This window comes from Streptomyces musisoli, from assembly GCF_016741855.1.
Taxonomy (GTDB): Bacteria; Actinomycetota; Actinomycetes; order Streptomycetales; family Streptomycetaceae; genus Streptomyces; species Streptomyces musisoli.
Genome location: NZ_JAERRH010000007.1, coordinates 38,641 through 50,756 on the forward strand (window position 1 = coordinate 38,641; position 12,116 = coordinate 50,756).

Below are 12,116 nucleotides of genomic sequence, written 5' to 3' on the forward strand. Positions count from 1 at the left end.
AAGGAGGTTCGAGATGTGCTCTAGACCAAAGACGGAGACTCGGACTTCTGGACGGTGGGACGACGGCGGGACTCGGAGGGCCGGGGTGACGGAGCGGATCGGGACGGAGCGTGCGCCTGCGGGCGACACGGATCCGCCACGCCTGCCGGAGCTGTCCGCGGCCTGCGTGCCTGCCGAGTTCGGAGGTGCGCTGGACGACTACGGGCGGCTCCACCGGCTGCTGCGCTCGTTCGCCCGCCGTGATCCGGCGGCGGCCGCCGCGCAGGCCGGTGCGTTTCTGGCCGTGGCGCCGGTGTGGGTGTCCGGTGACACCACCGTCGCGCGCCGGATCGCCGGGCCGGTGGCCGCGGGCGCCCGTGTGTCCTGCGGGCTGACCCGGGCCGATGCCGTCGGTCCGGACGCCGGGCTGAGTGCCTATCCGACCCGGGACGGGTACCGGCTCGACGGGGAGGAGCGGCTGACCGGGGGCCTGGCGGACGCGCGGTTCGTGTCCGTGCTCGCCCGCACCTCGCCCGTGCCCGGTCCGCGCGCCTACTCGCTGCTCCTGTTCGAGACGCGGGAGCTGTCCGCGGACGCCTGCCGGCCGGTCGCGGCGGCGTCCGGCGCCGTCGCCTTCCGTGACGCCCGGGTGGGTGCGGACGCGCTGGTGGGGCGGGAGGGCGCCGGCATCGAGGTGCTCCTGAAGGCCGACCAGGTGGCGTGGAGCGTCCTGTCGGCGGTCTCGCTCGGGAGCGCCGAGCGCGCCCTGCGTGCCGCGCTGAGCCGCGTGGCTTACTCCGCGGACGGGCCGCCGGGCGACCGGTCCGCGGACGGCTCCGTGTCCGCTTGGCGGATGCGGGAGCTGACGGAGTCGTACGCCGATGTGCTGCTGGGCGAGGTCCTCGCCGTGGTCGGCGTGCGTGCCCTGCATCTGCTGACCAGCGAGATGAGCGTGACCTCGGCCGTCGTGGGCTTACTGGTGCCCGCGCTGGCCGCCGGGGTACCCGACCGGCTGCGGCGGCTCGGGCTCCCCCGCGGACCCGAACCCGCCGACGGCCGCGAGGGCGACCCCCCGACCCCGCCCCCACCGCACACCGCCCGACCCGGCACCACCGGCACAACCCCGGACACCGCTCCAGCACGGGACACGTCCACACCGGACGCCTCCGCGTGGGATACGTCCGCGTCGGCCACGTCAGCGTCGGGGGCCGATTCAGTGCGGGACGCGTCCGCGTCGGATACGTCCGCGTCGGCCTCGTCCGCGTCGGCCACGGCAGCGTCGGGGACCGATTCGGTGCGGAACGCGTCCGCGTCGGGGGCCGCCGCGTCGGGCGCCTCAGTGCCGGAGACTTCCGCGTCGCAGACCTCCGGGTCGAGCGCCTCCGCGCCGGACGCCTCGGTGCCTGAGACTTCCGTGCCGGACGCCGATCCGGTGCCGGGCACGTCCGCACCGGACGCCTCCGCGCCGGACCTGTTCACACCGGGGACCTTCGAGCTGGACGCCCTTGCCGGTACCGCTCTGTGCCCGGCCCTGCTGGTGGCGCAGTTCCGGCCGCTGGCGCGGGACTACCTCTCCCCGTCCGAGCACCGGCCCCGGCTGGCTCGCCTGTTCGGTCTCGGCGGCCCGGTGCCGCCGCTGGACCCGGACCGGCTCGCCCTGCTGTCCCGGTACGGCAGCGCCGTGCTCGGCACGTTGCCCGGATCCGTGGCGCACCTGCGCGAACTGGCTTGCGGCAACCCGGCGTTGAACGGTGTCGCCGCACTGGCCGGCCGGCTGCTGACGGAGGCGGAGGTGCTGCACCACCGGATGGCCGCCGCCGCGCCGACGGCCGGCCGGACGCCGCCCGGCAGCCTGGCCGACGCGCGGGCGTACGCGCTGTGCTTTGCGGGCGCGGCCTGCCTCGGCGTGTGGCTGGGCAACCACGGCGCGGACGGCCCCCCGACCGATGCGCGCGACGGAAGCCCGAGGCGAGGCGACGCCCCGACCGCCCCTGCCGGCGACTCGGCAGCCGCGTCCGTGTCCCGTCGCGTGGCCGGTGGCTCGGTGGACGCCGGGTCTGTGTCGCCCCGTGTGGCCGGTGGCTCGGTGGACGCCGGGTCTGTGTCGCCCCGTGTGGCCGGTGGCTCGGTGGACGCCGGGTCTGTGTCGCCCCGTGTGGCCGGTGGCTCGGTGGACGCCGGGTCCGTGTCGCCCCGTGTGGCCGGTGGCTCGGTAGACGTCGCTTCCGTGTCGCCCGGCGTGGCCGGTGACTCTGTCGCGTCCGTGTCGCCCCGCGTGGCCGGGGAGTCGGGCGGTGCGTCCCGTCGTGCCGGCCGAGCCGTCGGTCATGCGAGCGAGGCGCTCTGGCGGGACGGGCTGTGGCTCGAGGCGTGTCTCGCGCGCGTGCTGGCCCACCTCGGCGTGCGCCGCCCCCGGGTGGCCGACGAGGTGTTGTTCGACCGGCTGGCCGAGCCGCTGATCACGCAGTACGAGGAGGGGAGCGACTTCTCCGTGCTGCACCGTCCGACCCCTCAGGAGTCGTCATCATGCTGATCCCGACCGAGCAGCCGGCGCCCGCGCCCCGCACCACCGCGGGGGCCGACGCCGCCGAGTGGGCCGTACGGGAACGGATCGCCGAGGTGGAGCGGCTCCTCGGAGACCCCGCGGACGACGCCAACCCGCTGGGCCGCAGGGCGCTGCTCGACGCCGACTCGCAGGGCAGGGCGCTGCTCGGCGCCGATGCGCGGGGTCGGCCGTTGCCCGGGGCCGCCGTCCTCGCGGCCGGGGGGATCGCGGCGGAGACCGTCCCCGTGCCGCTGGGCGGACGGCTGGAGCGGACGGACCGGCTGGTGCGCGTCGCGCGGGCACTGTTCCGGCGCTCGGCGTCCCTGGGCGTCGGCCAGGTCGTGGGCCCGCTGCTCGCGGCCCTGCCCGTCTGGGCGGCCGGAACCGCGCGGCAGCGCCGGTGGACCGCCGACCTCCTGCTCGGCGGCGGCACGCTCGCGGTGGCACCGCGCGAACTGGAGCACGGGGACTGCTTCGTGCACGGCGGGATCGAGGCGGTACCCGGTGCGGACGGCATCCTGCTGGACGGCCGCAAACCCGCGGTGGCCGGCGCCGCCCGCGCCGACGCCCTGGTCGTCTTCGCCAGGACCGCCCCGGGCGAAGGGGCGCGCAGCCACAGCGTGCTGCTCACCGAGACCGCGTCCCTGCCCGGCGACCGCTTCGCCCGCCGGCCTGCCCGCCAGGGCCTCGGCCTGCGTGCCTGCGAGGTCGGGGGAGTGGAGTTCCACGCCTGCCGGCTGCCCGCCGGGGCACTGCTGGGCCAGGTCGGTGACGGCGACGAACTCGCCCTGGGCTCGTACCAGTTCGCACGCGCCGTCGTTCCGGGCATGGTGCTGGGCGGTGGTGACACGGCGCTGCGTACGGCCGTGTGGCATGCCGGGGAGCAGGCACCGGGCGGCGACCCGGCAGCGATCCCCCCGCAGCAGCGCGCCGTGCTCGCCCGGGTCTTCGCGAACCTGCTGGTGTGCGACTGCCTGACCCTCGTCGCCGGCCGCGCGCTGCATCTGCTGCCCGGCCCGTCCAGCGTCGCCGCCGCCGTGACCGGATACGTCGTCCCCCGGCTGCTGCGCGACAGCGTCTACGACCTGTCCGCCGTCCTCGGTGCCCGCTTCCACTGCGACGAGGGCCCGTACGGTGTCTTCCGCGCGTTCCTGCGCGACCTGCCGCTGACCGGTCTCGGCCATGTCGGCGGCACGGCCTGCCAGTCGGCGCTCGTGCCGCAGCTGCCGGAGCTGGCGCGCCGCTCCTGGCTGCGGGACGGCCCCCCGCCGTGGGAGCTGTTCGAGACCGGCGGCGCGCTGCCGCCGCTGGACGTCGGCCGGCCGGCGCTGCGGGCGGCCGGCGACCCGCTGGCCGCGGCGCTGGACGGGATCGGGCGGTCGCTCGGCGCGGGCGGTGACCGGCGGGGCGGCCCGCAGACCGAACTCTGCCTGCTGCGCGAACTCACCGACGGGCTGACCGGCGAACTGCGGCGGCTGCGCGAGGAGTTGAGCGAGCTGCCCGCCGACGACACCGCCGCGCTGGCGGACCCGCGGGTGCAGGCCCTCGCCGACCGCTACGCACTGGTCGCGGCGGGCGCCGCGTGCCTCGGCGTCTGGTACCGGCACCGGGACACCGCGGACTCCTTCCTCGCCGGGCCCGCGTGGCTCGTCGAGGCGCTCATGGGGCTCAGCCACCGGCTGGGCCTGCCGCTGCCCAAGCGCGAGGTGCCGACCGCGGAGCGTGTCGTACGAGAGATCCTCGACCGGTACCACAGCGGCCGCAGTTACGACTTGTACGGGGACCGTCCGTGCCCGGACCTCCCGTGATCCGGGGCCGGGCGGCCGGTCCCCGACAGGCGGCGGGACACGAGCGGCGGGAGGTCGCGGTGGACGACAACGAGGGCACGGGGTGGCAGGAGCGCCGGGTGCGTGAGTGGCTGGCCGGGAAACTCGCGGCGCGCCTGGGCCTGGCCGCCGAGGGCACGGACGGCGCCGGTCCGGGCGCGTCCTGCGGGGCCTACGGCATCGGTCCGGACACCTCCTTCGAGCAGTGCGGCCTCGACGCGGTCGGGGCGCTCGCGCTCGCCGTCGACGCCGAGAGCGCGTGCGGGGTGCTGCTGGAGCCGACCGTGGCCTGGGACCATCCGACGATCGGATCCCTCGCCCGCCATCTGGCCCAGGAGACGGAACGCTCCCGGGCGGCTCACGAGGCACCGGCATGGTGAGCGGTCGGCGGGAGCCGGGCGCGGCGGTCGGCGCGCCCCTGCGGGTGCACGGCCCGGCCGGCCCGTGGCGGCGGATCGGGCACGCGCTGCGCGAGCAGGGCACCGTCCTGGTGTACGGGCTGCTCGACGACTGGATCCCGCGCGAGCCGCACACCGCCGGGCTGCGGCAGCTGCTCGGCCGGGAATGGAACCGCTACGAGACGATGGCCGTGGCCGCCGTGCGGGACCGGTTCGCCGCCTCGCGGTGCCTGATCAAGCATGTCGCCGGATACGCCGTCCAGGCCCCGCCGCACACCGTGGAACTGGCGTACAAGCCGGGCGGGCGGCCCTATCTGCGCGGCTGCGACCAGCTCGACATCAGTCTCAGTCACACCGGCGACCTGCTGCTCCTGGGCATCACCCGGCGCGGCGGTGTCGGGGTGGACGCCGAGCCGGCGGACCGGCAGACCCTGCTGTCCGGTTCCGAGCGGCGCTTCTGGACGCCGCATGAGATCGAGGCGCTGGCCGGGGTCGGCGAGGCGGACCGGCCGCGGCAGATGGTGCGGCTATGGACCCTCAAGGAGGCCTACAGCAAGGCCATCGGGCAGGGCATGCGGTTCCGGTTCAACGACTTCGGCTTCCCGCTGGACGGCGTGGTGCCCCGGGTGCTGACGCCGCACGGGCTGACGGGCACCGGGGACGAGTGGAGCTTCGGCAGCGCGCGGGTCGAGGACAAGTACACCGTCAGCTGGGCGCTGCACGACGCCGGCGGTGCCGGCGGGACCGCCGCCCGGCTCGACCGGGGGCTGGTGGAGGCGCTCACAGCAGTACCCGTCCGCTGATGCCTGTCAGGAATGACCGTTTCCTGGCATGATCATTCGAACATCGTAGGATCATGGCCGGACATGTTCGAACATTTCTCGCCTGCTCGGGTGAAAAGCAGGACGGACCAGGGGGATCGATGGGCATCAGGGTCTTGTTGGCCGAGGACATGCACATGGTGAGAGGGGCGCTGGTGGCGCTCCTGAACCTCGAGGACGACATCGAGGTCGTCGCCGAGGTGTCCGACGGTGACCAGATCGTGCCGCAGGCCCTGGCCTGCACGCCGGACGTGGCGGTCATCGACATCGACCTGCCGGGGACGGACGGACTGACCGCCGCCGCCCACCTCCAGAAGCAGCTTCCGGAGTGCAAGGCGATGATCCTCACCAGCCTCGGGCGGCCGGGCACGTTCCGCCGCGCGGTGTCGGCCGGCGTGCGCGCCTTCGTCCTCAAGGACGCGCCGCCGCAGCAGCTCGCCCAGGCGATACGCCGAGTGCAGCGGGGCGAGCGGGTGGTGGACCCCGAGCTGGCCATGGCCGCCTGGGACAGCGGCGACAACCCGCTCACCGACCGTGAGACCGAGGTGCTGAGGCTCGCGGCGGACGGCGCCGAGGCCGCCGAGATCGCCCGGCAGCTGTTCCTGTCGGCCGGCACCGTCCGCAACTATCTGACGTCGTCCGTCGTCAAGCTCGGCGCCCGCAACCGCCTGGACGCCGTCCGCATCGCCCGCGAGGCGGGCTGGGTCTGAGCCTCCGGGCGGGCCGGGCGGGCGGCCGTGGGCCGACCGCCCGGTGATCCCCCGTCAGCTCGCCGGGCTGGTCTCCGCCAGCAGCCGGAAGCCGCCGTCCGGGGTGGTCCCGGCCGTGAAACGGCCGCCGACGGCGGCCATCCGCGCCGCCAGACTGTCCAGCCCGCAGCCGCCCGGTGTGCCGGAGTACTCCTCGGACCGCGGCTGTACGCCATCGTTGTCCATCCGCAGACGGACCACCCCGTCGCGCTGCGTGACCTCGATCCGGCACCGGGTCGCCCTGCTGTGCCGCACCACGTTGGTGATGCCCTCGCGGACGACCGTGGCCAGCGCGGTGTCGGCCTCCCCGGCCAACCGGTCGTAGTCGACCTTCACATGCGCCTCGACGCCCGCGGCGGACAGCACCGACCGGGCCGAGGACAGCTCGTTGAGCAGCGACAGCGACCGGTAGCTGCGGGCCACCTCCCGTACGTCGGCCAGGGCCTGACGGGACGTCTCCACGATACTGCGCAGTTCCTCGCGGGCCCGCTCGGGCGCCGGCTCCACCAGCTGGTAGGCCAGCTCGCCCTTGAGGGTGATCGCCGACAGGCTGTAGCCCAGCAGGTCGTGCAGGTCACGCGCGAACCGCAGCCGCTCCTTGGTGATGGCGAGACGCGCGAAGTCGTCCCGCGCCTCGTGCACCGCGATGGCGAGCGTGGCCAGCCGGATCAGGCTGTAGACGATGATGCCGGTCAGCAGGGTCGAGACGATCATGTACGGCACCGCGACGGTGGCGAACCCCTCGTTGATGCCGGTGGACACCGCGATGAGCAGCACGATCAGCCCGAAGGCGGGCACCGCCCGGCGCGTCGGCAGGACGAGCAGCGCCGACGCGCCGACGAAGCCGCCCATGCCGCCCCAGGCCCAGCCGAGCAGCAGGCAGGGCACCACCACGAGCACGACCTGGCCGAGCAGGATCCAGCGCCCGTACCGGTCACGGAAACGCTGGTAGCGCGGCAGCGTCTGGGCGATCTGGAGCACGATGGTCAGCGGGAGCACCGTCACGCACAGCGCGATGCGGACCGGCGATATCCCCTCGTCCAGGATGTCCACGACCTGCATGGCGAAAAACCCCGCCATGACGGTGAAGACGACGGCCAGTGCGAAGCGCGGAGGCGGAGCGTGCGTACCGAGCGCCGCGAGCCTGGGTCCTTCCGCCTCCGCGTGGTCCGTCGTTCTCGGATTCGGCCCCCCGATGGCTTCGTCCCTTGTTTTCCGCGGATCGTCGGTCCGCAACTGCATAAGGCATCGCCCCCCGTCACATTGCCTTGCAAGTGGTGATGATAGAGGCAACTTCTGGGAAGAGAGCGTGATCGACTTGTGAACAAGGCGGCGCTCCGCGTCGACTCCTGGTTGACCGAAAGTCATCCCTGGGCCGGGATGAACTTCCGAGCGGTCAGCCGCCGTCCGGCAGTGAACCGATGGTGAACTCCCCCACCGCGGACTCCTCGCGCCAGTCGAGCCCGAACGCCCGGGCGGACTGCTCCGTGTCGCCCGTGCCGATCGCGCAGCCGGCCAGCCCCAGCGCCGTCGTGAGCAGGTAGAGCGTCTGCTGCACCACGCCGACGTGCTTGAGCGTCAGCGCGTACGCCAGCCCGCTGTACTTCCACGACACCCGGGCGAACCGCGCGGTCATCGTCAGCAGGATGTCCGGGAGGGCGGCCATCCCGGCGCCGGTCTGGGCCTCCGCGAGCACCCCGCGGCGCAGCGCCTCCGAGGTGGGCAGGCGGACCAGGCAGTGCTCCGCCGGGGCGTAGTAGTAGACGCCCGGCTCCAGACCCTCGCAGCGCTGCACGCTCAGGTAGAACTCCAGCTCGTAGCAGGCACCGCCGCTCGGGTAGGGGCGGTTCGCGCGGGCCGGGACGGGACCGTCGGGCGTCCCCGGGTGCGGGTCGGGCGCGGTGCGCACCCGCAGCCCGTGGTGCAGCAGCTCGCCCAGCTGGTCCAGGGTCGGCGGGCGGCTGCCGTGCTCCCGGACCGACGTACGCCGTTCCAGGGCCTCGGCCAGGGTCAGCTCCCGTGCTCCGCCCGCGCCCGCGGCCGGCCCGGGCAGGGCGGTCCGCGGGCCCGCGGGGAGCGGCTTGACCGCCGGCGGCATGTCCTGGAGGCCGCTCATCGGGTAAGTGGCGCCGAAAACACCGTCGTTGCGGCCCGGACGGCTGCGCCAGTGGAACATCAGGTCGTGGTGCGACCAGGGCCGCAGCGCCGGGTCGTCGTCCTCGGCGAACCGCAGCTCCCCCGCACCGTACGCCCCGGCCCCGGCCGTTCCCGCACCGTACGCCCCGGCTCCTGCCGTTCCCGCACCGTTAACTCCGGCCCCGGCCGGCCCCGCACCGTTCACCCCGGCGCGCGGATCCGTGCCCGTGAGGACCGCGTGCTCGGCCTCCGCCGCGGCCGTCGCCGACTGCACCATGCCGGTCGCCACCAGGTACGACAGCACGGTGAGCGCCGCCGGTCCGGACACCGGCAGCCGCTCCACGGCCGCCTTCGGCGTCGTCGGACCGCCGAGGGAGGCGATCAGCCAGCCCGCCTCGGGCCGGGTGAAGACCGCGCGGAACGACGACAGCGGGGACTCCAGCACCCAGCCGTCGCCCTCCGTGCGCAGCGCCGCGAACCGCGACAGCCGCAGCGGCACGTCGGCCGGCACGGGGACGGGCCGCAGCGAGGCGTCGACGGTGTTCGGCACCACCGACAGCAGCGGACTGTGCCCGTCCGGGGCGCCGACCGAGCGCACCACGAGCCCGCCCAGCCGCCGCAGGGCCACCAGCAGCCCCACCCGGCAGGCCAGGTCGTCGGTGCCCGGCACGTTCTCCAGGCGGGCCGGCCCCAGCTCCATGCGGCGCAGCGCCTGCCGCAGCACGGGCGCCGGTCCGGGGATGCGCACCGTGCCCCAGCGCGAGCCCAGCAGGACGCACGTGTCCTCCTCCTGGAGGTGGACGTCGTCGCGCAGCGACCACAGTTCGCCTTCGGCGACGTCCGGTACGAGGAGGGGCACGGCGGGGTTCTCAAAGGCCACGGCGGGTCGGTCCTGGAGCTCGGTCGGGCGGGGCGGCAAGGAGGCGGGGGTCGGCGGGACGGACACGGGATCAGACGAACAGCGGTACGGGGTTGAGGTCCTCGTACGCCCTTGGCCCGTCCAGCCTGCCGAGGGCGACCGGGACGTCGTACAGCCGTCCCGGTGCCAGGCGCGGCCAGAAGTGGCGCAGCCCGGGCACGATCACCCGCACCACGGGCAGCCCCAGGTCCGGTCTGGTCTGGTCGAGGACCAGCACCTCCATGCCGCGCCCCTCCAGCCGCCGGCGCAGTTCGCCGACGTCGTCGAGCAGATCGTCGGTGGGCCGGTGGGCGTAGTGGGCGGGGGTGCGCGGCGCCTCGGCCGGGTGCGGGTCGAGGTAGGGCAGGGACTCCCGGGTCGCGGTGCGCCACCAGTGCAGCGCCACCTGATCGGAACAGGCGTACCCGGTGCCGTCCGGGCGGGTGTCGAGCACCGCGGGCAGCAGCTGGTTCATCTCCGACAGGGCACGGCTCAGGGCGACGGCCGGGTCGAGGTGGGCGCCGAAGCCGAACACGATGTCCTCGGCCGGCCGGTCGGTCCGCCGCGACAGTGCCGCCATCACCGGCACGCCGAGGTCCGCGGTGAGGTCCAGCACCCAGACCTCGCGGCCCAGTTCGCGGTGCATCTCCCGTACCCGGTCGGTCCAGGGGTCCGCGAAGGCGGTCACGTCGACCGCGGGCTGGCGGGTGCGGTTGTACCACCACAGGGCCACGGCATCGCGTTCCACCAGTTCCAGCAGTCCCTGGAGCACCGCGTCCTCCAGGGTTCCGCCGGCCGCGCAGCCGTTGGAGTCGGCGCGCACCATGCGGCGGGCGTCGGCGTCGGGGACGTCGTAGTAGAGCAGGGCGCTGGGCAGCAGGACGTGCCGGCCACGGGTGAGCGACCACACGGGGGACCAGCTCAGCTCGGCGTCCCGGTCGAACGGCTCGGGAACCATGTGGAAGGGGTGTCCGCCGGCGTTCCACGCGCGGCGCTCGCGGAACTGCCGCTCGTGCCAGAGCTGGAGGCGGCGGGGGTCCATGGCGCGGTCGCCGAGCGAGCGCAGTGTGCCGCGCTCCCACCGCTCGTCGCCCTGCCAGGTGCCGCTGATGCGTTCCAGTCCCTCGCACAGGGCGCCGACCCGGGCCTGGAGCGCGGTGCGGCCCTTGCCCGCGCTCTCCTGGCGCAGCGAGGTGCGCAGGTCGGCCATGCGGCGCGGGCCCAGGGCGAGGTTGTGGCCCGCCCGGTAGACGTTGAGCAGCGCGGGGCCGCGGTCGTCGCGGCGGATCTCCTTGATGGCACCGGTCACCGGGCTCACCAGGTGGGCGTAGCGCTCCCACACCTCGCGGGCCGGCAGGGCGCGGTGCCCGCCGCCCGAACGCTCCGCCTTCGGACGGGAGTTCAGCACCACCGGGGCGTCCGCACGCCGGCCGGTCAGCGAGCCGTCCCCGCACTGCGGGCACTGCGGGCGCCGGGTCAGGCGGTGGGTGCGGCTCGTCAGGGTCAGCGTGTCGAAGGTGACCACGCCGTCCTGTGCCGCGTGCCGGTGGCCGGCCAGCCACTTGGCGCACTCCAGCGCGGCGAGGTCGAGGCCCAGCCGGACGGTGGCGGGAAGGGCCGCGCGCGGCGGCAGCACCGACGTGCCGCCCAGCGCGTGGCACACCGGGGACTGGGCGGCGCGGTGGGTCCGCACCCGGTGCGCCAGGCAGTGCCAGCAGGCGCTGTCGCCGGGCCGGAAGACCGGGCCGATCCAGACGGTGGTGCCGTACGGCTTGGCGAGCAGCCAGGGCCGGGCGTCGGCGCGCCGCTGCCGGTCCAGTTCCGCCAGCCGGGGGTCCAGGTAGTCCTCGCACACCACCAGGTCGATCCCGGCCGCGCCGGGGTCGTCCACGACGGTGAGGCCCGCGCCCTGGCAGGAGAGGCGCAGGGCGGTGGTGTCCGCCTCGCCGAGGGCGACGATCCGCACGCTCAGGGGCGCGGCCGTCGCGCGGCGCCGTACGTCGCTGCCGATGCTCTCCCAGTACGCCTCGGCCGCGGGATCGGCGGCCGGGGTGTCGTCGGGGTGGCGGTGGTCGAGCAGCCCGGAGCGGGTGAGCTGGCCGACCAGGCTGCCGACCTGGGCGGGCGGCACGGAGGGCGCGGTCTCGCGCAGCAGGGCGGGCAGGTCGCGGGTGCCGTCGAGCAGGGGGGCCAGAGCCGCCATCTCCGCTCCCGGCAGGGCCGTCACCCCGTGCTCCGAAACCAAGTAGACGGCGTCCCCCGGGACGATCTCCGGCCGCAGGTGACGCCTGAAGCCGATGAGTGCCGAGCCGTCGGTCCCTCGTCCGGTGGTCATGCGGCCAGCGCCTCCGGCAGGGCGCGGGAGTGACGGACGACCGGGAGGTCGGCGATGGACGGGGGGTCCACGAGGCTCAGGCAGAACCCGGCGGCCGGGGCCACCGCGGGCAGGGTGTCGAAGGGGGCCACGACGACGTCCAGGTCGGCACCGTCGGGCAGGGCGGGGGCCGGGGCACCGGGCGCGAGGTCGATGCCGGCCTCGGCGAGCACGCGGTGGGGATCGGCGAGGTAGCGCTCCTTGAGGTCGGTCTCGGTCCAGGTGCGGGCGACGAGTTCGGCGAAGCGCCAGTCGTGGTCAAGTGACATGTCTTCTCCTCCTTGAGGGCGCGGACCCGCTTGTGACGGGCCGTTTCGACGGGGACGGACTGCGTGAACCCTCGCCAGGAGTAAACGTGGCGGGGCCCGGACCGGACCAGTGCGGCCGTCA

At 74.9% G+C, this 12,116-nt stretch carries 9 protein-coding genes; 5 read left to right on the plus strand and 4 right to left on the minus strand.

The window, feature by feature from the left end; all coding sequences use genetic code 11:
* Nucleotides 1-85: 85 nt before the first annotated feature.
* The 5 genes from JK361_RS19845 (at nt 86) to JK361_RS19865 (ending at nt 6,279) form a co-directional block, all read left to right on the plus strand.
* Nucleotides 86-2,512: an acyl-CoA dehydrogenase family protein gene (locus tag JK361_RS19845; RefSeq protein ID WP_201820030.1), complete on the plus strand. Its 2,427-nt coding sequence runs from the start codon at nt 86-88 to the stop codon at nt 2,510-2,512.
* A complete protein-coding gene (locus JK361_RS19850; RefSeq protein WP_201820033.1) occupies nt 2,506-4,332 on the plus strand; it encodes an acyl-CoA dehydrogenase family protein in 1,827 nt (608 codons plus the stop codon). Before JK361_RS19845 ends, JK361_RS19850 begins: the two co-directional genes overlap by 7 nt.
* 59 nt (nt 4,333-4,391) lie before the next feature.
* Complete coding sequence (locus tag JK361_RS19855) at nt 4,392-4,730, plus strand: acyl carrier protein (RefSeq protein ID WP_201820035.1); 339 nt, start codon at nt 4,392-4,394, stop codon at nt 4,728-4,730.
* Nucleotides 4,724-5,551, plus strand: coding sequence for a 4'-phosphopantetheinyl transferase family protein (locus JK361_RS19860; RefSeq protein WP_201820046.1), 828 nt, complete (start codon nt 4,724-4,726; stop codon nt 5,549-5,551). Before JK361_RS19855 ends, JK361_RS19860 begins: the two co-directional genes overlap by 7 nt.
* A gap of 119 nt (nt 5,552-5,670) precedes the next feature.
* On the plus strand, nt 5,671-6,279 hold the full coding sequence (locus JK361_RS19865) for a response regulator transcription factor (protein ID WP_201820048.1): 609 nt from the start codon (nt 5,671-5,673) through the stop codon (nt 6,277-6,279).
* Between the two features lie 54 nt (nt 6,280-6,333).
* Here the strand turns inward: JK361_RS19865 and JK361_RS19870 are convergent, their stop codons facing one another.
* The 4 genes from JK361_RS19870 to JK361_RS19885 form a co-directional block, all read right to left on the minus strand.
* Nucleotides 6,334-7,398, minus strand: coding sequence for a sensor histidine kinase (locus tag JK361_RS19870; protein WP_201820050.1), 1,065 nt, complete (start codon nt 7,396-7,398; stop codon nt 6,334-6,336).
* 316 nt (nt 7,399-7,714) lie between these two features.
* Nucleotides 7,715-9,334 (minus strand): SagB/ThcOx family dehydrogenase, encoded by a 1,620-nt coding sequence (locus tag JK361_RS19875; RefSeq protein ID WP_201820061.1) that lies wholly within the window; start codon nt 9,332-9,334, stop codon nt 7,715-7,717.
* Nucleotides 9,335-9,404: 70 nt separating this feature from the next.
* Nucleotides 9,405-11,687 carry a TOMM precursor leader peptide-binding protein gene (locus JK361_RS19880; RefSeq protein ID WP_201820068.1) on the minus strand — a complete coding sequence of 761 codons (2,283 nt, stop codon included), beginning with the start codon at nt 11,685-11,687 and terminating at the stop codon, nt 9,405-9,407.
* Nucleotides 11,684-11,995 (minus strand): TIGR04351 family putative TOMM peptide, encoded by a 312-nt coding sequence (locus tag JK361_RS19885; protein WP_201820070.1) that lies wholly within the window; start codon nt 11,993-11,995, stop codon nt 11,684-11,686. Before JK361_RS19885 ends, JK361_RS19880 begins: the two co-directional genes overlap by 4 nt.
* Between the last annotated feature and the right edge of the window lie 121 nt (nt 11,996-12,116).